19 protein-coding genes are annotated in these 21,644 nt (G+C 45.3%); 10 read left to right on the top strand and 9 right to left on the bottom strand.

Going from position 1 to position 21,644, the window contains the following annotated elements; genetic code table 11:
- Positions 1 to 151 precede the first annotated feature (151 nt).
- From IQ263_RS02995 to IQ263_RS28150, 4 genes are all read left to right on the top strand, one after another.
- The gene (locus IQ263_RS02995; protein ID WP_194066133.1) at positions 152 to 556 is read left to right on the top strand and encodes a hypothetical protein; all 405 of its coding nucleotides are present in this window, start codon (positions 152 to 154) and stop codon (positions 554 to 556) included.
- Positions 557 to 793: 237 nt separating this feature from the next.
- Positions 794 to 1,291 carry a TIGR00725 family protein gene (locus IQ263_RS02990; protein WP_194066107.1) on the top strand — a complete coding sequence of 166 codons (498 nt, stop codon included), beginning with the start codon at positions 794 to 796 and terminating at the stop codon, positions 1,289 to 1,291.
- Between the two features lie 8 nt (positions 1,292 to 1,299).
- Positions 1,300 to 1,818: a hypothetical protein gene (locus IQ263_RS02985; protein ID WP_228049756.1), complete on the top strand. Its 519-nt coding sequence runs from the start codon at positions 1,300 to 1,302 to the stop codon at positions 1,816 to 1,818.
- Between the two features lie 308 nt (positions 1,819 to 2,126).
- The gene (locus tag IQ263_RS28150) at positions 2,127 to 2,966 is read left to right on the top strand and encodes a TPM domain-containing protein (RefSeq protein WP_228049755.1); all 840 of its coding nucleotides are present in this window, start codon (positions 2,127 to 2,129) and stop codon (positions 2,964 to 2,966) included.
- 145 nt (positions 2,967 to 3,111) lie between these two features.
- On the opposite strand, the gene wecB is transcribed toward IQ263_RS28150, so the two are convergent.
- Entirely contained in the window at positions 3,112 to 4,227 is a 1,116-nt protein-coding gene (gene wecB, locus IQ263_RS02975; RefSeq protein WP_194066105.1) for a non-hydrolyzing UDP-N-acetylglucosamine 2-epimerase, read from the bottom strand.
- A gap of 208 nt (positions 4,228 to 4,435) precedes the next feature.
- Here wecB and IQ263_RS02970 point away from each other — a divergent pair, with 208 nt between their 5' ends.
- Positions 4,436 to 5,011: a pseudouridine synthase gene (locus IQ263_RS02970; protein WP_194066104.1), complete on the top strand. Its 576-nt coding sequence runs from the start codon at positions 4,436 to 4,438 to the stop codon at positions 5,009 to 5,011.
- Positions 5,012 to 5,192: 181 nt separating this feature from the next.
- Here the strand turns inward: IQ263_RS02970 and IQ263_RS02965 are convergent, their stop codons facing one another.
- Positions 5,193 to 6,023, bottom strand: coding sequence for a hypothetical protein (locus IQ263_RS02965; protein ID WP_194066103.1), 831 nt, complete (start codon positions 6,021 to 6,023; stop codon positions 5,193 to 5,195).
- A 196-nt stretch (positions 6,024 to 6,219) separates the two neighbouring features.
- Here IQ263_RS02965 and ctpB point away from each other — a divergent pair, with 196 nt between their 5' ends.
- Entirely contained in the window at positions 6,220 to 7,539 is a 1,320-nt protein-coding gene (gene ctpB / locus IQ263_RS02960) for a carboxyl-terminal processing protease CtpB (RefSeq protein WP_194066102.1), read from the top strand.
- A 269-nt stretch (positions 7,540 to 7,808) separates the two neighbouring features.
- Here the strand turns inward: ctpB and IQ263_RS02955 are convergent, their stop codons facing one another.
- The 5 genes from IQ263_RS02955 to IQ263_RS02935 form a co-directional block, all read right to left on the bottom strand.
- Positions 7,809 to 8,720, bottom strand: coding sequence for a vitamin K epoxide reductase family protein (locus IQ263_RS02955; RefSeq protein ID WP_194066101.1), 912 nt, complete (start codon positions 8,718 to 8,720; stop codon positions 7,809 to 7,811).
- A gap of 54 nt (positions 8,721 to 8,774) precedes the next feature.
- Positions 8,775 to 9,422 (bottom strand): hypothetical protein, encoded by a 648-nt coding sequence (locus IQ263_RS02950; RefSeq protein WP_194066100.1) that lies wholly within the window; start codon positions 9,420 to 9,422, stop codon positions 8,775 to 8,777.
- A gap of 66 nt (positions 9,423 to 9,488) precedes the next feature.
- Positions 9,489 to 11,465 (bottom strand): heavy metal translocating P-type ATPase, encoded by a 1,977-nt coding sequence (locus tag IQ263_RS02945; RefSeq protein ID WP_194066099.1) that lies wholly within the window; start codon positions 11,463 to 11,465, stop codon positions 9,489 to 9,491.
- 217 nt (positions 11,466 to 11,682) lie between these two features.
- Positions 11,683 to 12,117 (bottom strand): VOC family protein, encoded by a 435-nt coding sequence (locus IQ263_RS02940; protein WP_194066098.1) that lies wholly within the window; start codon positions 12,115 to 12,117, stop codon positions 11,683 to 11,685.
- 194 nt (positions 12,118 to 12,311) lie between these two features.
- The gene (locus IQ263_RS02935) at positions 12,312 to 12,821 is read right to left on the bottom strand and encodes a TIGR02652 family protein (protein WP_006631343.1); all 510 of its coding nucleotides are present in this window, start codon (positions 12,819 to 12,821) and stop codon (positions 12,312 to 12,314) included.
- 106 nt (positions 12,822 to 12,927) lie between these two features.
- On the opposite strand from IQ263_RS02935, the gene IQ263_RS02930 reads away from it, so the two are divergent.
- The 3 genes from IQ263_RS02930 (at position 12,928) to IQ263_RS02920 (ending at position 16,802) form a co-directional block, all read left to right on the top strand.
- Entirely contained in the window at positions 12,928 to 13,473 is a 546-nt protein-coding gene (locus IQ263_RS02930; protein WP_194066097.1) for a gamma carbonic anhydrase family protein, read from the top strand.
- Between the two features lie 41 nt (positions 13,474 to 13,514).
- Positions 13,515 to 14,120, top strand: coding sequence for a Uma2 family endonuclease (locus IQ263_RS02925; protein WP_194066096.1), 606 nt, complete (start codon positions 13,515 to 13,517; stop codon positions 14,118 to 14,120).
- Between the two features lie 210 nt (positions 14,121 to 14,330).
- Positions 14,331 to 16,802 (top strand): GH116 family glycosyl hydrolase, encoded by a 2,472-nt coding sequence (locus IQ263_RS02920; protein WP_194066095.1) that lies wholly within the window; start codon positions 14,331 to 14,333, stop codon positions 16,800 to 16,802.
- A gap of 361 nt (positions 16,803 to 17,163) precedes the next feature.
- On the opposite strand, the gene IQ263_RS02915 is transcribed toward IQ263_RS02920, so the two are convergent.
- Positions 17,164 to 17,856: a response regulator transcription factor gene (locus tag IQ263_RS02915; RefSeq protein WP_194066094.1), complete on the bottom strand. Its 693-nt coding sequence runs from the start codon at positions 17,854 to 17,856 to the stop codon at positions 17,164 to 17,166.
- Positions 17,846 to 18,952, bottom strand: a complete 1,107-nt coding sequence (locus IQ263_RS02910; RefSeq protein ID WP_194066093.1) for a sensor histidine kinase — start codon at positions 18,950 to 18,952, stop codon at positions 17,846 to 17,848. The genes IQ263_RS02915 and IQ263_RS02910 overlap by 11 nt, the downstream gene beginning before the upstream one ends.
- A gap of 827 nt (positions 18,953 to 19,779) precedes the next feature.
- On the opposite strand from IQ263_RS02910, the gene kdpA reads away from it, so the two are divergent.
- Entirely contained in the window at positions 19,780 to 21,603 is a 1,824-nt protein-coding gene (kdpA, locus tag IQ263_RS02905; RefSeq protein ID WP_228049754.1) for a potassium-transporting ATPase subunit KdpA, read from the top strand.
- Positions 21,604 to 21,644 lie beyond the last annotated feature (41 nt).

The following is a 21,644-nucleotide window of genomic DNA, read 5'->3' as shown; positions in this document are numbered from 1 at the left end:
TAAGTCTGATGTCTAACAGTGCGATCTCCTACGGGCGATCGCACCTTCTATATAAAGTTATATTACACAAATATAAATTTCGCATAAAAACTCCGACGCACTCCAGATAGATAAATGTCAGCCCAAATTATCGGATTAATCGAGGTGCGCCATGTCTACTACTTCTATCGGCAATCTTAACGACAACTATTTCTCGATCGACTTTGCGGGCAAAACAGACCCCATCGATACCTATCGCTTCAATCGACTGAATACAGGAAGTTTCCGTGTCACCGCCGAAGGTTTCACTTCCGTGGTGGGGATGCAACTGCTTGACAGTGAAGGAAAAGTCGTCAAAGACATCGCCACCGACGGCACAAATTCCGGTACATTTAGCATCGATAACTTGGGTGCAACAAATTATGCACTCAAAATTTCTGCACCTTCGCGCGATACAAACTATCAAGGTGACTATTCAGGTAATAGCTCTATCTACGATCCTGCTCAAAATCATCAAATCGTGTTTGCCAGTTCAAGTTATGAAGAAGCTAAACTCTGGCTATTAGAAAATGAATAGGAACAAGTAGAACGTCGATTACAAATGGAAGCAGCATAAACCCTATTGTTCAGAAACAACAAAAGTGCGAGCGCCCGTTATACAATCAAAAAGGCGATAGATAATTTTATCCGGCGGTAAGCTACGAATTTTTTCTATCAGCTTGGTTTCGGGACTTTTAGCGATACTTATTTTCTTTGACCTGTTTAATGAAAAAATAACACACATTCTTCCCAACCAGATACTCAACCATAAACCATGAAGAAAACTATCATCGGCATCATGGGCCCAGGCGAAAGTGCCACATCAACCGACTTAGAAAACGCCTATCAACTCGGACAACTCATCGCCGAAGCTGGATGGATATTGCTAACTGGCGGCCGAAATCTCGGCGTGATGGATGCCGCCAACAAAGGTGCAAAATCAGCTAACGGTTTAACAATCGGCATCCTTCCGGGAAAGGATACTCGCGGCATTTCCGAAGCTGTAGATATTGCCATTGTCACCGATATGGGAAACGCCAGAAATAACATTAATATTCTTTCTTCAGATGTGATAATTGCCTGCGGTACGGGCGCGGGTACCGCTTCGGAAATTGCCCTCGCCATCAAAGCTCACAAGCAAGTTATTTTGTTAAATCATAGCTGGGAAAGTCAACTTTTCTTTAAAGATTTAGGCAAAAATAACATTTTTGTGGTACACAATGCTGTAGAGGCTATGAATCAAGCTCGCGAAATCCTAGCAAATCCCAGATGAAATTCAAGATGAAAGTAAGCAAATTCAACTTTTGTGCGATCGCAATTTTCCTAACTCTGGGGATTTTCGGCAGTACCAAAGCAGACGGAGGAATTGCACAGTTAAGCTTCAGCAACCAATCCACTCAAACTTTAGCACAAACCCTCCCTCCACCTCCTGCCGCACAGCCTGTTACCGAACCAGAAGCGCCCCCGATTCTTAGCGAATCCGCGCCGGATCAAATAGCTTTAGCAACCCATTTGCAGACGATCGAAGCTAAAATGTACGGTGCTTACTGGTGTCCTCACTGTCACACGCAACAAGAACTTTTCGGCAAAGAAGCATTTACCGCGATTACTTACATTGAGTGCGATCCCAGGGGGAAAAATGCTCAACCGGATTTGTGCAAAGCTGCGAAGATTCAAGCTTATCCAACTTGGGAAATTCGGGGCAAATATTACACCGGCAGGCAATCTTTGGAAAAACTTGCTCTTTTATCCGGTTATAAAGGCAGCAGCAATTTTGTGCCACAACTTCCTTCTCCTTAAATATATCTAAATTAGTTGGCGATCGCACTCGCCCACTAAGAAACCGGGTTTTTGAACCGAAATTCAGGGTTGTGAGCAATTATTTTGGTTAAAAACCCGGTTTCTGGCCGCCCGTGCGTCTATAGCAATCCTAAATGATTTTCTGTAGGGACACGGCACTGCCGTGTCCCTACTAAAAATATGACTTTTATGAATCTAACTTCTGAATAATATGAATTGACGCGAGAGCGAGCTGGTTATTTAATTGTAATTAGGCGGACATATCTATTTATTTTTTTTGATTGGCACTTATTCAGGAGACTGAAACGATGCAATTACAATCTAGCAAAAAACAAATAATTTTTAGCAGTTTGCTGTGCTTCTCGGCAATTGTATTTCCCCTAACGAGTCCAGCTATAACAGTACAAGAAGTACCGAATCCACGCCAAAATCACACTTGGGTAACAGATAAAGCCAATATTCTCAGTGACAGCACAGAAACTCAGCTAAATCAGATGATTGCAGAGTTGGAGGCAAAAAACGGCTCGGAAATTGCTGTTGTGACAGTGCCTGATACTAAACCATCTGCGACACCAAAAGCATTTGCTACACAATTATTTAACTTTTGGGGAATTGGCAAAAAAGGTACAAATAACGGAGTTTTGTTGTTGATTTCGTCGGGTGAACGCCGCGTTCAAATTAAAACAGGTTCTGGCATTCAAAGTATTTTACCCGATGCGCGAGTAGTGGGAATTATTAAAACCGAAATTACGCCCAGATTTAAACAGCAGGACTTTAACGGGGGTACATTGGCGGGGACAAAGGCATTAGTAAATGTTTTACAAACTCCGATCGCAAATGTGCAATCTCAAAACGCGCTGCCTTTAGCTCCCATCGTACAATCTCAAGGGGTGAAACCGTCGCCAATACCTGCAGAATCACCAGTTGTTAAGAATAGTGGCTCCACAGGTGAGCAGTTGAGATTTTTCTTAAGTTTTTTATTTATAGGATGGATAATTTGGTTGACTAGATCCTCTGCTAATAGTAGCAGTAGTAGTAGTAGTAGTAGCAGCGATTACAGCAGTAGCAGCGATTACAGCAGTAGCGACTCCGGCGGTAGCTTTGGCGGGGGTGACTCTGGTGGAGACGGCGGCGGTGGAGATTGGTAATAGTTCTAAGGTGCTCTTTATTCAATTTTGAATTAGAACGTTTTGCTAAGAATGACCACAATCATATTGGTTTGTAGTGAGGACTTTAGTTTTATGATGGATGCGGACTAAAGTCTTCACTACAAACCAATTTTAGGATTAGTTTTTAATCAGAAAAGTAGTCTTCAACTATTTTTAAAATCCGGGAGGCTGCTAAACCGTCGCCAAAGGGATTGATTGCCATTGCCATTGTGTCGTAAGCTGTAGAATCACTGAGCAATTCTGCGGCGGCTGCGGTAATTGTATCAGGATTTGTACCGACAAGTTTAGCGGTTCCGGCAGCAATTGCTTCTGGTCTTTCTGTGGTTTCTCGCAATACTAAAACAGGCTTGCCCAAACTCGGTGCTTCTTCTTGCAAGCCGCCGGAATCTGTGAGGATTAAATGACTTCTCTGCATGGCTCCTACTAATTCGGCGTAGTCCAGCGGTTCGGTTAAAAAGATTCTTGGATGGTCGCCTAAAAGAGATTTTAAAGGTTCCCGAACAGTTGGATTTTTGTGCAGCGGTAAGAGTAAGGCTGTGTCGGGAAATTTATCTAAGATTTGGATGAATGCTCGCGCAATTCCTGCTAAGGGTTTCCCCCAATTTTCGCGGCGGTGGACTGTTGCTAAAATGGTGCGGTGTTTGCTCCAATCTAGGTTGGGAATTTTGCATTCTGGTTCGCGTTTGGCGACGGATAGCAAAGCGTCGATTACTGTGTTGCCTGTACGGTGAATTTCTCCTAAAACGCCCGATCGCCCTAAATTCTCTGCAGCCAGCGCTGTTGGGGCAAAATGCAGCCTTGTGAGCTGAGATATCAACCGCCTGTTAGCTTCTTCGGGATAGGGATTGAACAAATCGTCGGTTCGCAATCCGGCTTCTACGTGACCGACGGGTATTTTCTGGTAAAATGCAGCTAAAGCTGCTGCAAATGCTGTTGTTGTATCGCCCTGCACTAATACGATTTCTGGCTGCAATTCCTTAAAGCAAGCTTCCAAACCCTGCAAGCTGCGGGATGTAATGTCTGTGAGGGTTTGCTGGTGCTGCATAATTGCTAAATCGCGATCGGCTTTCAGGTCGAACATTTGCATTACTTGCTCGACCATTTCTCGGTGCTGACCGGTTAAAATTACTTGGGTGTCAAAGATTGGTGAATTTTTGAACAGTTGAATTACAGCGGCTAGTTTGATCGCTTCCGGGCGAGTTCCTAGGACGATACAAACGCGGTGTGTGGCTTCGGGCATGGTAAAATTGGGTAGTTGAGATTTGCGAGGCTGTTAAAGGCAGAAGATTTTATAGCTGGTTGGAATCGTTGGTTAATAAGATTTTTTTTTAACCGCAGAGGGCGCAGAGGGCGCAGAGAAGGGAGGCAAGAGAGATAGAAAGTGGTTTTTTACGGATTTATATTGTTTATGCTCGCACTGTTTGTACATTTTTAATCGTTAATTGGTCATGCCTTATCGTTACATTCTATTTTACAAACCCTATGATGTTTTAACTCAATTCACTGATAATTCAGGGGAAGTTAAACGCAGAACTCTGAAGGATTATATTCCGATTCCTGATGTTTATGCGGTGGGAAGGCTCGATCGCGATAGCGAAGGTTTGTTGCTGTTAACGGATGACGGACAAATGCAGCACCGCCTCAGCGATCCGAAATTCGCTCATCCTCGCACTTATTTGGTTCAGGTGGAACGGGTTCCAGATGCAGGCGCGATCGCCCTTTTGCAAACTGGTGTCACAATTCAAGATTATCGGACTCGATCGGCAAAAGTGCAATTATTATCAGCAGAACCCCAATTGCCGCCCCGCCAGCCCCCGATTCGATTTCGCAAAAACATTCCGACAGCTTGGCTGGAAATGACCCTCACAGAAGGCCGCAACCGCCAAGTGCGCCGGATGACCGCAGCAGTAGGGTTTCCGACGCTGCGGCTGGTGAGAAGTGCGATCGGGCATTTGCAACTAAATGACCTGAAACCCGGTGAATGGCGCGAATTAACTCAAGCTGATTTGAGATTTGAGATTTGAGAATTACAGTCATCAGTCAACAGTCAACAGTCATCAGTCATCAGTCATCAGTCAACAGTCATCAGTCATCAGTCATCAGTCATCAGTCATCAGTCAACAGTCAACAGTCAACAGTCATCAGTCAACAGTCAACAGTCAACAGTCAACAGTCAACAGTCATCAGTCAACAGTCAACAATCAACTACTTTCTGGGCGGCAAAATAAAACTCTCGTTTCCATCTTTATCTTTTTTTACCTGAGCTCCCAACTTGACAAGAGCTTGTTTCGCCCTTTGCCGCACCAACTTATCGGTTGTTTGATAATAAACCGTGCTCCAAGCGTTAAACCGCACCGGCACGCTATCGGGATCTCGGCGCAAAAAGTCAGCAGTGGCTCGAAAAATGGGTGCTAATTTCGGGCCGTCGGCTGTGTTTTCTACCCAATCAGCGGCCATTTCGTGAGAGTGAATTGAGTCGGGAATATCGCCCAACAACAGCAACTCATCAATACCTTTGGTTCGCCACACAATCCACGCTTGGGGATGATTTTGCCGCGAAAGGGCGTTAGTACCGCGCTCTATCAACTTAACAGCAGTTTCCGGCTTTCCCTGATAAAAAGAAACGGCTGTGGACAAAAATAGGTAGATGTCAGCCCACTTGGGGTCGCGCCGCGTAATTATGTCAAAATAATCTTCGCTGAGATTGTAGCCCGTTACGTCTCGGGCTTCATCGTCGCCAAAATACTGCAAAAATTTCAGAAATGTCCAGTCGGCCATTAAATTGTCAAACCCAAAACTAGGAAGTGTTTTGAGCATTTTCAGCCGCAGGGCTTCTTGCTGGGAGGCTTGCTTGAAATCGGTGGCAGACATTGCAGAGACAGGCTTTTGGCCCTGAACGCTAGCTGCGGGCATTCCTCCCAATTGCCCGCTCGACTGCATGGTAATCACTCCCGCCAGCGCTGCAGAGCCGATGGCTCCATTAATGAGCAGGCTCAACCACTTATTGCGCGAAAATTGTTCGATTTTAGCTTCCACGGCACCTTCAAATCCAAGTTTAAAATTAAGTTTATTAAAATAGAGTAATGATTGGTTGGCGATCGGCGATGAATCTCGTTAAACTATCCAAAGGGATGGTAGAGCCTCCACACAATAGTTTAAATGGTAGTTTGAGATTTTTTAGCAATATAAAATCTCAAATCAAAAATCTAAAATCGAATTGAGCCATAATTCAATGAATCAAGCCCGCAAACGCTTTTCTCTGTTACAGGCAGCCCTGTTCACTGGGGCGATGGCCGCAACCGCTTCGATATCTTTACTCGTTCCTGGCCTGAGTCAATCAGTCCGCGCCGAGCTTCAAGATAGCCCCAAAGCTGTCTTAGACGAAGCTTGGCAAATTGTGAACCGAGAATACGTCGATGGCAGCTTTAACAAGACTGATTGGCAAGTGGCCCGCCAAGAGTTGCTGAGCAAAAATTATACCTCTCGCGAAGCTGCCTACACCGCGCTCCGCAAAGCCCTAGAGAAATTAAACGACCCCTACACGCGCTTCATGGATCCAAAGCAGTACGAAGCGCTGACGAATCAAACCTCTGGGGAACTCACAGGGGTGGGGATGAGGCTGGAACAAGACGAGAAAACGAAAGCGATTACGGTAGTCGAACCGATGGAAAATTCCCCGGCCCTGAAAGCAGGGATTCAAGCGGGCGATACGATTTTGGCGATTGATGGCAAAACTACCAAGGACATGACTGTCTCGGATGCGGCTCAGATAATTCGGGGCTCCGAAGGCACGAAAGTCTCGCTGCGGATGGCTCGTCAGGGCAAAAGCGAGTTTGATATCACTCTGACTAGGGCGAGAATTGAGGTAGCTGCGGTTCGCTACAGCCTCAAGGATGAAGGGGGCGAGAAAGTCGGTTACATCCGCTTGCAAGAGTTTAGTTCCCACGCGGGCGAACAAATGGAGGCGGCGATTAAAAAGCTCTCGGCTCAAAAAGCTGACGCTTTTGTGTTGGATTTGCGGGGGAATCCCGGCGGGTTGCTGCGGGTGAGCATCGATATTGCCCGGATGTGGATGGATACAGGGGCGATCGTCCGTACAGTCGATCGGGTGGGCGATTCTCAGGAAATGCGGACAAACCGCACTGCGATCACTGACAAGCCTTTGGTGGTGCTCGTGGACGACAACTCGGCCAGCGCCAGCGAGATTTTGGCCGGTGCTCTCAAGGACAACAAGCGCGCAACTGTGATGGGCACCCAAACTTTTGGCAAAGCTTTGGTGCAGTCGGTGCATTCTTTGTCTGACGGTTCGGGATTGGCCGTGACGATCGCTCACTACTATACTCCCAACGGTACTGATATCAGCCACAAGGGCGTTACTCCCGATGTCAAAGTCGAAGTCAGCGACGCAGAAAAGCTGAAATTAGCTAACAAACCGATGTTGGTGGCGACTAAGGACGATCCTGTTTACGCGCAGGCGATCGCGCTTTTGAAAACTACGGCTTCCTCAACTCGTCCCGTTGCTGCTAACGAGGCTCCTGGTGTCAAGAAATAGTTGAAATTGGCAGTTATTTACAATTAACTTTCAGATAAAACCCGCCAGTGCGGGTTTTATTTTTGTAGTTTGATTGAGCTTCATATCAAGTCCGATCGATTCACCGCGATCTCAAATCCTCTCTTCATCGGAATAGTAAATTCACTGTTGACTGTTGACTGTTGACTGTTAACAGTTAACATCACCAGGAGTGCAACCGGAATTGAACTGAGGTGCGGGCGATCGACTGCGATAAGGTCGATCGGCCAAAATCACTATTATCAACGTTCCTAATTTGAGAGAAATTGAAATTCGCGAGTTCCTTGATAGCCAGATAAATCAGCTAACTCCTGCAACGATTTTTGCCCTTGGTAAAACTTACCGTCAATTTCCCAAGTGGGAGTTCCCTGAATCTTCGCAGCTTGGCAAAGATCAGGCCTCGCATTTTTCCCTTGAGGATTGCACTCGATATAATTGATAATTCGAGCCGCCTCTTTGCCAAAACTTTCCTTCTGCGCTTGACAGTGAGAGCAGGTATAAGATCCGTACATTTTAGCTCCCACTTTTTTTAAATGCTGCGCTAAAGCAATTTCCGAAGTACCGGAAGATGTTGTGGTATTCATGCTAGTCTCCTTAGCTGTACCGAGATTATTCACATCAGCATAAAGAGCCAGAGAGGAAATCAGCACTAACATAGACACCAGAATTCCTATAAAAAATAGTTGCCCGATATCATCCCATTCGCGACCGATTAATGCTAAGAAAAACAAGCTAGTTGCAAATAAAGCAGAGGCAATACAGTAAATACAAGCTGCTTTGATATCAACAGCCAGTACATACATCAGATAGCCACTAAAAATCGTCATAGCCGTGCTACCAGCAAACAGAAATAGTCCCGTCCAAGACTCTAACTTAGAGCGGAGACTCTTCTGTTCTGCGGGATTGACAAGTAGGGGAGCTACGGCAAAAACTATCATGCTCAAATAGCCCAAAAAACCGAACAAAGAAAGAGGCAAACCAAAGACATAGGCATAGGGACTCGAAAGCACGATATCGCAGCCTTCGATCGGACAAACTGCCGTTCCGTTGGATAACTTGACCACTGTTAGATAGGCAGTAATCGCAGCCCCTATTGAGGCAATTCCTGCCGTGATGGGACGAGAATAGCGGTGAATCCAGGGCTGAGAACGTTGACGACGCATAGTATTTTTCCGGTGCTGGATATTTTGCAAGACTAAAGTTTATTACCAACCATTTTACACTTTGATGAAATAAGCGACAACTCCTAAAACTATTAACACTGCTCCGGTTAATCCTTGTTCGTGGTGCTCGAAAAAATGCAGCTTTTCTTCTAAAGCATTAACTCCTTTCATTCCCAAGTCTACTAGCAAAACCATTCCCAAAACGGTCACCACTAAGTAGACGACAGAAACTACAAGTATGCCGCTCCAACCAATCGTTCCTGCTGAAAAAAAGTAGGCTTCTATTTCGATGCAAGGCGAGAAAAACATTCCTGTTCCTAAAACAGCTAGGATTTGAAATTGCGATCGCTTGGTAGTTAAATTAGCTGTTTCAACGTGATGGTGGTGGTGTCTGCGAGAACTATCCAACTCTGCCAAAAGATAGAAAATGCCTAAAACCAATAAAACTAAAGGCGCAATTATTTTAGCTGTCTCTACATAGGTAGCAGCCAACTTGTAACCAAATAAGCCGATGACAATTCCAATTAGGATAATGCTGAGGGTATGAGCAATTCCTGTAATTAATGTTGCCCGCAAAGTTTCGCTGCGAGACCAATTTTCAGTCTTACTAATGGCAATTAAGGGCATCCAGTGGTTGGGAATTAATGCGTGAATAATACTAATCGCTAGACTTCCCAACAAAATTTTGATGAGACTTTCCATTTGCTTTCCTCTACAAATTGCTACAAGGAGGGAGGAATTGCCCGCCCTCCTGGAGTTGTCAGCCGACTACTTTAAAACTCTAGTCGCATTGAAAATAGCTGCTAAAGCTACCCCAACATCGGCAAAAACTGCCTCCCACATGGTAGCTAACCCAAAAGCACCCAAAGCAATAAATATGCCTTTGACTAACATGGCAAAAATGATATTTTGCCAGACAATATTGTGAGTTTTTCGGGCAATTTGGATTGCTTCAGCCACCTTTGACGGTGCATCTGACATAATTACAACATCGGCAGTTTCGATCGCCGCATCGGAGCCCAAACCCCCCATCGCTATGCCCACATCAGCCCTAGCAAGTACGGGTGCATCATTAATTCCGTCCCCCACAAAGACAATTTTATCGCCTTTTTTAGATTGACCGATCAGTTTTTCGATCGCCTCGACTTTTCCTTCGGGTAATAACTCGGCTAAATAGGAATCTAAACCGAGCTTTTTCGCAACACTATCGGCTACAGCTTGATTATCTCCTGTTAGCATCACGATGCGCTCAACACCTAATTTTTTGAGGTCGCGAATAGCCTGTACTGCGTCTTCCTTAAGCTCGTCAGCAATTAAAATGTAGCCAGCGTAGCTGTTGTCTACCGCTAAATGGACGACAGTACCTTCAGCATTGCAGACATCGTGAGGGATATTTTCTCGGTGCAGCAAACGGTCATTTCCCGCAAGCACAATTTGATTATTTACTTTTGCTCGAATGCCATGTCCCGCTATTTCTTCGTAATCTTTAACATCCGATGAATCTATCTTTCCGCCGTAAGCTTCCATAATAGATTTCGCGACGGGGTGATTTGATTGAGATTCTACTTTAGCGGCTATTTCCATTAACGCTGCTTGGGTAAAACCATTTGTAGGCACAATTTGTGATACTTTAAATACTCCTTTAGTCAGAGTTCCTGTTTTGTCCAAAACAACTGTCTTGACTGCTGTCAGGGTATCTAGAAAAGTCGAGCCTTTAACCAAAATACCGCCCTTAGCTGCACCGCCAATTCCCCCAAAATATCCGAGAGGAATGCTAATCACCAATCCGCAAGGGCAGGAAATAACTAACAAGACTAGGGCGCGGTAAACCCATAAAAATCTGTCTGCATTAGTTGCTTCTGAAATGAACAAAGGCGGAATTAAAGCCACTGCTAGGGATGCAAATACTACAAACGGCGTGTAGTAGCTAGCAAATTTGGTGATAAATTTCTCAGTTTCAGCTTTTTTGCTTCTGGCATTTTCTACTAATTCCAGAATTCGGGAGATTGAAGATTCGCCGAAGAGTTTGGTAACTTTGACGGTGAGAACTCCTGTCTGGTTAATTGTTCCTGCTAAAACTGTTTCTCCAACTTTCACGGTTCGAGGTACAGATTCTCCAGTTAATGCAGATGTGTCAATCTGAGAATTGCCATCTATAATTTCACCGTCTAAGGGAATTTTTTCTCCCGGTTTGACAAGGATAATATCGCCGACGGCTACGGTTTCTGGCGAAACTTTTTTGATGTCGCCGTTGTCCTTGAGGTTGGCGCTGTCTGGGCGAATTTCTAAAAGCGATCGGATCGATTGACGCGATCGCCCGATCGCAAATTCTTGAAAAAGTTCTCCGATTTTGAAAAACAACATCACACCGACTGCTTCAGGGAGTTTGTGAATAGCGACAGCGCCGAGTGTTGCTATAGTCATTAAGAAATTTTCATCAAAAAATCGACCTCGCAGAATATTGCGCCCCGCAATGGTTAAAACATTCCATCCGCTTAAAAGATAGGCTGGGATAAAAACCAGATATTCACCTATAGAATAGGGCGTGTTGTGGAGTTGTTCTTCAAAAATTAAACCTCCGATAAACAGTACAACAACCAATATCACAGGAATCAATTCTTGATTCAGGTTAAAATCTCCGTGGTCGTGGTTGTGGTCGTGTTCGTGGTTATGATTCTCATGGCTGCGATCGTGGTGGTAGTCGTGACTACAGCAGCCAGAATCGCTCGATTTGGCTTTTTGCATGGTTTTTCCTAGGTTTTTTCTGACAGATTATAGTATGAACAGATATTCATATTATAGAGTCAAAAATAAAATCTACTAGATTTTTAACTCAAAATCTAGTAGATTTTATAAAAATATTGTTAAGTTGGTAGGGAACATTATGAGGTATTAAGAATAATAACTATTCTCAGTTTCTGATTGAGAGAGAGAATGATTATCCATAGTCGTTAGTGATTAACTAATTAAGCCGCCGGATAAACTCTAAGGGCAAACCATCAGTATCGGCAATAAAAGCTACTTCGTAAACATTTTGCCCGATCGCCTGTTGAGTCGGTTCTAATAAAACTTTCAAAGCTTGAAACTGGTTTGGTTGGTCTTTAGCAGCTTCCTCAAACCGTTCTTTCAGACACTGCAACCAGCTAGGCAAGTCAGTTGTCGCCTCCGTTAAATCAAAAGATAAATGATAATATCCAACATAATGCTCGTCTCCGAAAGCATCCGGTGCGGGTTTGGGTTCCGGGATTTGAATTAGTTCTATGCGTCCGTTGAGACCTTCCATCCAACAGGCTAGGGTGTAACCTGTAGTAAAGCGATCGCTCACAGTAAATCCCAACTGTTCGTAAAAGGCGATCGCCCGGTGAATGTTAGCAGTGCGAATCGAGGCGTGGTGCATTCAATTTTAGATTTTAGATTTTAGATTTTAGATTTTAGAAGGGAAGTAGGAATTCCGGCTGGGGATTTTAGATTTTAGAGGGTAAATTCGTAATTCGTAATTAAAAACGGTCGCATCTTTAGCGCGAAAGCAATAGAGCCTTCTTCCCTCTTCCCTCTTCCTTCTTCCTTCTTCCCTCTTCCTTCTTCCTTCACTTATTCAAACAACCGAAAATAGGGATATCTAATCGGAACTCCCGGCTCTTTTTCCAAATCAAAATTAATCACTTCCCAGCAAGGGTCCTCTTGAGGATCGGGGCTAAAATCCACAGGCAAACCGTACAGCCTCGGCCGTGGCGATTCCGACTGGCCGCGCCAAGGCGTGCTGCGTTCCAAATAAGCGCTGATTAAGTCCCGATAGCGTTGGGCAACGATCACGCGAGTTGCTCGGTAGCCTTGAGTATACAGTCGATCGAGCGCCTCGTGAATTTCAAACCGAATCCCGTCGGGGTGCGTGTGCTGGCGATACCATTCATTCTCCCAGCGGCGCCAGTGCCGCCCAGACTGAAGGTGAACCAGTTCCCCCGTTTTTGGATCTGCCTCAAATGCCCCGTGACGCGGACACAAATAGGTATCCGTGAGCGTTAGAGCCGGAATTGTTTGGCGACAGTGGGGACACTGAATTTCCGGGCCAAACATCGGGTATTGCAAGGCAACTTCAATCATTTATTTGCGTCCCAGCATATTTTCTCTGCAAAAGTGCCAAATACTCTTATTATATCCCGTATCAACAACCAGCTAATCTGCTAGAAGTATAACGATCGACCAACAAATGAGCAATCTCAACGAACCTCTACCTGCACTTCCTTCCTATTGGCCCAGGCCAGATCTGTCCCAAGCGGCTTTTGTCGCTGAAGGCGCTGTTGTCATCGGCAGGGTAGAGGTGGCAGCGGGCGCTAGTATCTGGTACGGGGCGGTGGTGCGGGCGGATGTAGAGCGAATTGCGATCGGCTTAAGTACCAATATCCAAGATGGAGCAATTCTCCACGGCGATCCGGGGAAACCGACTGTTTTGGAAGATTTCGTGACAGTCGGACACCGAGCCGTGATTCACTCAGCTTACATTGAACGGGGCTGCCTGATCGGGATTGGGGCGATCGTCCTGGACGGAGTGAGGGTGGGAACAGGCTCTATCGTCGGTGCAGGGGCGGTTGTCACCAAGGACGTTCCCCCTCACACGCTAGTTGCGGGAGTGCCTGCCAAACGCCTGCGGGATGTCTCTGAGGAAGAAGCAGCCGAGTTGGTGGAACACGCTAAGCATTACGAAAAGTTGGCTCTGGTTCACGCGGGGAAAGGTTCTGATTTGGGATTTGGTTAGTTGATAGAATAAGATTTTCAGCAAAAAATTATTAGTTTCCAATGGCTTACACCGCGCAAAAAATCCTAACTTTTGAAACATTCCTCGATCGATATTGTGACAACTTCCGCTACGAGCTCGCTGACGGAGAATTAGTTGACAGGTCACCCACAGGCCCCCACGAAACCGTCAGCGGTAAACTGGCAACTCAAATCGGCATCGCCATCGCAGCCGAAAAACTACCTTGGTTCATTCCCCGCACTTGTTTGATCCGTCCATTTTCAGATGCAGCTACTGCCCGCCGTCCCGATATTGTCGTGTTAGATGAAACTGCTATTGTCAGCGAACCTCTTTGGGAAAGAGAACCTGTGATTACGCTGGGACGATCTATTAAATTAGTGGTAGAAGTCGTCAGCACTAACTGGGAAACAGATTACGCCAGAAAAGTTGAAGAATATGCTATTTTAGGGATTCCAGAATATTGGATAGTTGATTATCGCGGATTGGGGGGTGTGGCTTTTATCGGTAAACCAAAACAACCTACTATCACCGTTTGCCAACTAATTGACCAAGATTACAGTCAGCAACAATTTCGCCTTGGTCAACCGATTATTTCTCCTCTGTTAAAGACATGGCAAATTCGCCTAGATGATATTCTTCCCCGTTAGGCGATCGCCCAAACCGTTTTAGATTTTAGATTTTAGATTTTAGATTTTAGATTGGAGAATTGATTAATCCGGCAGCCATGAACGCAATTACTTTTAGCCAACAATCAACCGTCAAGAATCTTCGGAAATATCGGTATTGGTTCGAGCGATAAAAGTTTAAAATAAAATAAAAAAAATTGTAAAGCTCGATCGAGCGCTAAGATTAATCACATGAATAACGATCGCACATCTCATCCAAACATCCCCCCACAAACCTGGAAACGTCCCATAGGCATGGGTTGGGAGAATCCCTATACAGTCCGCTACGCCAGCAATCTAGACGACGGGCCCTGGCACGGAATGCCTCTGGGTGGGTTCGGTGCCGGCTGCATCGGGCGATCGTCCCGCGGCGACTTTAACCTCTGGCACATTGACGGCGGCGAGCACATTTTTCGCAGTTTGCCCGCTTGTCAGTTCAGCGTTTTTGAAGAAACTCAAGGCAAGAAACAAGCTTTTGCACTTTCCACTGAACCGCCTACCGATGGCAGTTTATCTAGTTGGAAATGGTATCCATCGGAAGGAAAAAAGAAGAAGGAAGAAGGAAGAAGGGAAGAAGAAGAAAGAACCGGGGAAGAGTCTAATTCTTCGGGGAGTTATCATGCTTTGTATCCGCGCAGTTGGTTTGTTTACGAAAATGTGTTTCAGGCTCAATTAAGCTGCGAGCAATTTTCGCCAATTTTGCCTAACAATTATCAGGAAAGCAGTTACCCAGTTGCCATGTTTGAATGGGTAGCGCACAATCCTACAGATGCGCCGATTACTCTCAGCATCATGCTGACTTGGGAGAATATTGTCGGTTGGTTTACTAATGCCAACAAGTCGCCGGAAGTGATGGTGCGAGATGATGGCAGTCCATTTTATGACTATCAATCCCGGTGGGGAGAAAGTGCCGGGAATATGAATTTGTTGGTGGAAGATTTTCACCGAATCGGTTGCGTGATGACGCGGTTGACTGCTGAGGACGAACCCCAAGAGGGGGATGGACAATGGGCGATCGCAACTATTACTAATCCAGCGGTAGAAGTATTTTACCAAACTCGCTGGAACCCGGCGGGGAATGGCGACGAAATTTGGCGCAACTTTTCTGCTGAAGGTTTCTTGTTGGATGACAAAGATGAGACAGCCGCAGCCGCCGGAGAACAGTTGGCTTGTGCGATCGCAGTTCGCTTTACTATTCGACCGGGAAAAACTCGCAAAATCCCCTTTATTATAGCTTGGGATTTGCCCGTTACTGAGTTTGCATCGGGAGTTTGGTACTACCGCCGCTATACAGATTTCTTCGGCCGTAACGGCAAAAATGCTTGGCCGATTGTTCGCACTGCAATGAAGCATTCCGATACTTGGCGCGAAAATATTGAAGCTTGGCAAAAACCGATTTTAGAACGGAAAGATTTGTCAGAAATTTTTAAAATGGCGCTGTTTAATGAGTTGTACATTTTGACTGACGGCGGTACTCTTTGGAGTGCGGCGGACGAACGGGATCCGAAGGGTCAATTTGGGGTTTTAGAGTGCATTGATTACCGTTGGTATGAAAGTTTAGACGTGCGTCTTTACGGTTCTTTTGCTTTGTTGATGCTGTGGCCGGAATTAGAAAAGTCGGTAATGATTGCTTTTGCTAGGGCAATTTCTGCTGGTGACGATACGCCGAGAATTGTGGGCTGGAATCAAGCTTCGGCGATTAGAAAAGCCGTCGGTGCGACACCGCACGATTTGGGCGCGCCTAACGAACATCCTTGGGAGAAAACCAATTATACTAGCTATCAAGATTGCAATTTGTGGAAGGATTTACCTTGCGATTTTGTGTTGCAGGTTTATCGGGACTTTTTGTTGACTGGCGGCACAGATTGCGAGTTTTTGCAAGATTGTTGGCCGGCAATTGTTGAGGCTTTGGCTTATCTGAAAACCTTTGATGAAGATGGGGACGGCATTCCTGAGAATTCGGGAGCCCCGGATCAGACGTTTGATGATTGGCAAATGCGGGGAATAAGTGCGTATTGCGGGGGTTTGTGGTTGGCGGCGCTGGAGAGTGCGATCGCGATCGGCGAAATCTTAGAAGATGCAGCACCTGAGATAATTCCAAATCCCCAAGAGAAGATTGCATTATATCACAGTTGGCTGTTACAAGCAAGACCTAGCTATCAAGAAAAACTGTGGAACGGTCAATATTACCGTTTGGACAGCGAGAGTAAATCGGAAGTGGTAATGGCAGACCAACTCTGCGGTCATTTTTACGCGAAGCTGTTAGGATTGCCGGATATTGTGCCGCCAGAATGTGCAGTCAGCGCTTTAGAAACTGTGTACGATTCTTGCTTTTTGAAGTTCAACGATGGCGAGTTCGGTGCGGCAAATGGAGTGATGCTGAATGGTTCGCCGGAAAATCCCAATGCGACTCATCCTTTGGAAGTTTGGACGGGGATTAATTTTGGGTTGGCGGCTTTTTTGGTACAGATGGGGATGGAGGAGAAAGCTTTTAAATTGACGGATGCTGTGGTGAAGCAGATTTATGAAAATGGGTTGCAGTTTCGCACGCCGGAAGCGATTACGGCGGGGGGAACTTTTCGGGCGAGTCACTATTTGCGGGCGATGGCAATTTGGGCGATTTACTATGTTTTGAATCGTAAAACCGCAGATGTTGGCAGGTGAACACTAATTAATGCCGCCTCTGATTTATTGATCTCTCTTTTCTTGAGGCTTTGCGTCATCAGCATCAAGACTGGTTCGATCGTTCAACAGCAACCGTAAACTATACTATCGCCTGCACTGTTGACTGTTAACAATTAACAGTTAACAGTTAACATCATGAGGAGTGCAACCGGAATTGATATGATGCAAGAACTGTAAAGAAACCCGGTTGGGAGTGTGTATTTAATCAACCTGGAATACGCTGTATTATAGCTAGAAACCGGGTTTTTGGGAAAATACACGCCTGAAAACCCTCAATCTCAAAAAAACCGGGTTTCTTTGGGTTTGATGCGTAAGTCTCAATTATTATAAACTACCAGACTTAAGATCGATCGCCTAACAGTTCTTCTGCTACCAATCCTTTCTGAATGGCGAGCACTGCTGCTTGAGTGCGATCGCGCACTTCTAACTTTTGCAAAATCGCGTGAACGTGCACCCGCACAGTCCCCGGCACAATGTACAATATTTGTGCAATTTCCTGATTGCTTTTCCCACTAGCAACTAAAGCCAATATTTCCTGTTCTCGCTTCGTCAGCGGATTGTCTAAAACTTCCGATTTTCCCCCGACTTTCACAGGTTCAGGATGAGTAAAAACTGCCCTAATTTCCGCAGTTGCGCCCTTATCCCACCAAGAAGCGCCCGACGCTACCGATCGAATTGCCAAAACCAAAGTTTCCGCCGCAATTCCCTTGAGACAATATCCGTGAGCTCCCGCAGCCATCAATCTTTCAATTAACGATTTTTGGGAATGGGATGTTAAAATTAAAATGGGAATTTCTGGATGTCGCTGTTTAATTTGGCGGCACGCTTCAATACCACCAATTCCCGGCAAACCTACATCCAAAACCACCACATCCGGCAAGTATTCTTGAGTCAATTCAACCGCAGTTTCGCCATCTTCCGCCTCGGCAATTATTTGCAAGCAACTTTCCTGCTGCAATCGAGTTTGCAGTCCCAACCGAAACAGTTCGTCGTCTTCAACTAGCAGAATTCGTAAGGGAGAATTAGGTTTCATTGGCGGAGATTGCTGGTAGTCGGAATCCAAACAAAGCACCGTGGGGTAATTTGTTTTCTGCCCAAATTATACCGCCGTGCGCGTCAATAATTTGGCGAGATAAGTATAATCCCAATCCCGATCCTTTAGCTTGTCGATCGCTATTTCCTTGATAAAAACGCTCGAATAGGTGCGAGAGTTCCCCTGCGGTAATTCCCAACCCGCTATCGCTCACTTTCACTACCTGATAATTTGAATGAGATGCCATCACAATTTCTACTTTGCCACCTCGGGGAGAATGGTTGAGCGCGTTTGTTAGCAAATTAACAAAAACGCGCTGAAGTTGGACTGCATCGCCGTTTACCCACAAAGAGCGACGGAAATCTGACTCTCCGTAACTCGTACTAATATAAACTCGACGCGCCGCCGATAAATCTGCGAGTGTGGCAATTACCTCTGTTGCTAAAGCTACTAAATTTACAGGAGCAAGTTGCAGTTTCAAACCTTCAGTATCGTTGCGGTAAATATCTAACAGGGTTTCTACTAATTGTAGCGACATTTTGTGCGATCGCGCCATTGTTTCGAGAACCTTTTGCTGACTGGGAGTAACATCGCCAAATTTTGCCGATTTAAAAGCTTTAATTGTTTCTATCGCCCCCAGCATCGGCGTTTTCAAGTCGTGAGTCAAAGTAGAGACAAAATCCTCTCGGATGCTGGCTAGCTGCTGCTGAGACTGCAACTGAGCTTTGGCGACTGCGATCGCTTCTTGGTACTGCTGGTTGCGATCGCTCAAATATCCCGTCACTCCCAAAGCCATAACTGCGATCGCTCTATTTGCAAAAGTTGCTAGGGCGATCGTTTCTCCAGGAGGGATAAACACATTCAACAGAGTCAAAGCTGCCGCTACCAGCGTAATTTGTAATTTCCCCAACCGACTCAAGCGCGAATTTGCCAGTATAATCGGCCCCGTGTACAAGTATCCAAACAGATACTCCGAGGGAGTGCTAAATTCCAGCGCGATCACAATAGCAAACAAAATGGCGATCGACCATCTTCCGCGCAAATACTTCTCTTGAAGTAGTACATTTTTGGGGATTTTTAATAAGCTTTTAAACATTCCTAATCAATCCATTTTAAAATGACCAGTCCCGAAAGAATTGACCCTCAAAAACCTAGTTTTTTACCAAACAACTCAATTTTAGCCCCTAATTGCGCTAAAAACCCGATTTTTTGAGTCGGAGTGCGTAATATCAATTCCGGCTGCACTCATACATGATATTAACTGTTAACAGCCAACAGTCAACAGCCAACAGTCAACAGTCAACAGTCAACAGTCAACAGTCAACAGTGAATTTACTATTCCGATGAAGAGAGGATTTGAGATCAGTCCTGAAATATTCAGTACATTGTCCCGCAAGAAACAGCGTTTACACAGCATCTATACCTGCAAGTATAGATTTTAGACATCATCTAAACATTCGCCTATTACTAAAAATATATAGCAAACAAGCATAAATCCTAAACAGTAACTTATATCTTAAGACTAATTATCAAACACCCCAAAATTCAGTAGAGTAATCAATAAGAGTAAACCTAACCTTGCGGCCTACGGGAGTCGTTCATGAGCTTTGTAGAACCAAAACTCATTCAAGTACCCATCCAATTTAACAGCAGTTATTGCGGCATAGCACTAAGTGCCATACAATTGCCCGATAACTGCTATTGCTTGGGATTAACAAGAGAAAATCGATTAATTCTAGCCAGCGAAATTCCAACGATTTTCTGCGGAGATCGTATCTTAGCAGTAGCAATTAATCGGGCGATAGGCTGCGAACTAGAAGTAACCTTAAAGAAAACTCACCCCGTTTTGTGGACTTCCTTCCGAAGCCATTTTCCGAGGAGTGAAGCGCATTTATTCAACAACGAGGATTTTTTAACTAAGTTATGCTGCAAGGATTAACTCAAATCGGATTAACCCTAATCATTTTAATCGCGATCGCGCCCATCTTGGGCAATTACATGGCGCGGGTGTACATGGGAGAACGAACCATCCTCGATCCCGCCATTAAACCAGTAGAACAACTCATCTATAAAGCAGGCAACATCCGTGTTGTAGATTCCATGACAGGCTGGCAATATGCGCGATCGCTATTATACAGCAATGTAGCAATGGGCATATTTGTTTTTCTAATCTTCATGCTTCAGGGAGTGCTACCTTTAAATCCCACCAGCCTCAGCGCACCAACCTGGGATACCGCCCTACACACAACAATTTCATTCCTCACAAATACCGACCAACAGCATTACTCCGGCGAGACAACATATAGTTATCTATCGCAGTTAACTTTGGGTTTTTTAATGTTTACCTCAGCCGCCACAGGTTTAGCAGTAGGAATTGCCTTTATTCGGGGACTTACCGGGCGCCCGTTAGGTAACTTTTACATCGATTTAATTCAATCAATCACCAGAATTCTCCTGCCATTATCTTTAATAATCGCCTTGCTATTGCTAATTTCAGGAGTACCGGAAACCCTAGCAGGGCCACAAGTTGCCACCACCTTAGAAGGCAGCACCCAAGTTATTGCCCGCGGCCCAGTAGCTCACTTTGAAAGCATCAAACAACTAGGAGAAAACGGCGGCGGATTTTTCGGGGTTAACTCTGCTCACCCCTTTGAAAACCCCAACCCTTTTAGTAACCTGCTGGAAATCCTAGCAATGGTTTGCATCCCAGCAGCATTCATTCATACTTACGGCAGATTTGCCAACAACAAAAAACAGGGATGGCTAATTTTTTGGATGGTATTTATAATGTTTGTTGCCTTGATTGGCGTTGCAGCAGTTGGCGAATATCAAGGAAATCCTCAAGTCAATAATTTACTGGGTTCCGTGCAACCAAATTTAGAAGGAAAAGAAGTTAGATTTGGCTGGGCAGAAACTGTACTTTGGGCAGTGACTACAACTGGTACAATGTGCGGTGCCGTGAACGGGATGCACGATTCTTTAATGCCTCCGGCAGGTTTTGCTACTCTGTCTAACTTGTTTCTGCAAATTGTTTGGGGCGGACAAGGAACCGGAACAGCTTACTTATTTATTTACCTGATTTTGAGCGTATTTCTCACAGGATTGATGGTGGGTAGAACGCCGGAATTTTTGGGACGTAAAATTGAAAAGCAGGAAATTGTTTTAGCCAGCGTGGTTTTGTTAGTTCACCCGATCGCAGTTTTAATCCCTGGCGCAATTACCCTCGCATTTCCCGACAGCTTGAGCGGCATCAGCAACCCCGGATTCCACGGCATTTCACAAGTGATGTACGAATACGCTTCAGCCGCAGCTAACAACGGTTCTGGCTTTGAAGGATTAGGAGATTCTCAACCCGCAGCAACAGGACTTTGGTGGAATTTAAGCACCTGTTTTAGTTTGCTTTTAGGGCGCTACGTTCCAATTGTGGCGATGCTGTTGCTAGCGGACAGCATGACAAACAAACAACTGGTTCCCGAAACAACCGGAACACTAAGAACCGATTCCATTTTATTCACCAGCGTAACCGCAGGAGTAATCATAATTCTGGGCGCGCTGACATTTTTCCCAGTTCTAGCTTTGGGGCCAATTGCAGAAGGATTTGAAATTAGCAGCGGCAAATTTGAACCCACACCGATAACTGCGCCACCTTTAGCAACACCATCGCCTTTAGCAACGCCTTCGCCTTTAGTAACACCAACACCAGAAGCGACAACACCCGAAGCAACACCAACTCCTCCACCTCAATAGCAAAAAATTGTCAATCTCACCCTCCTCTTTCTCCGTGTTCT

The organism is Tychonema sp. LEGE 06208, assembly GCF_015207505.1.
In the GTDB taxonomy this organism is placed as follows: domain Bacteria; phylum Cyanobacteriota; class Cyanobacteriia; order Cyanobacteriales; family Microcoleaceae; genus Microcoleus.
This window is presented reverse-complemented; position numbering and strand designations above follow the sequence as displayed.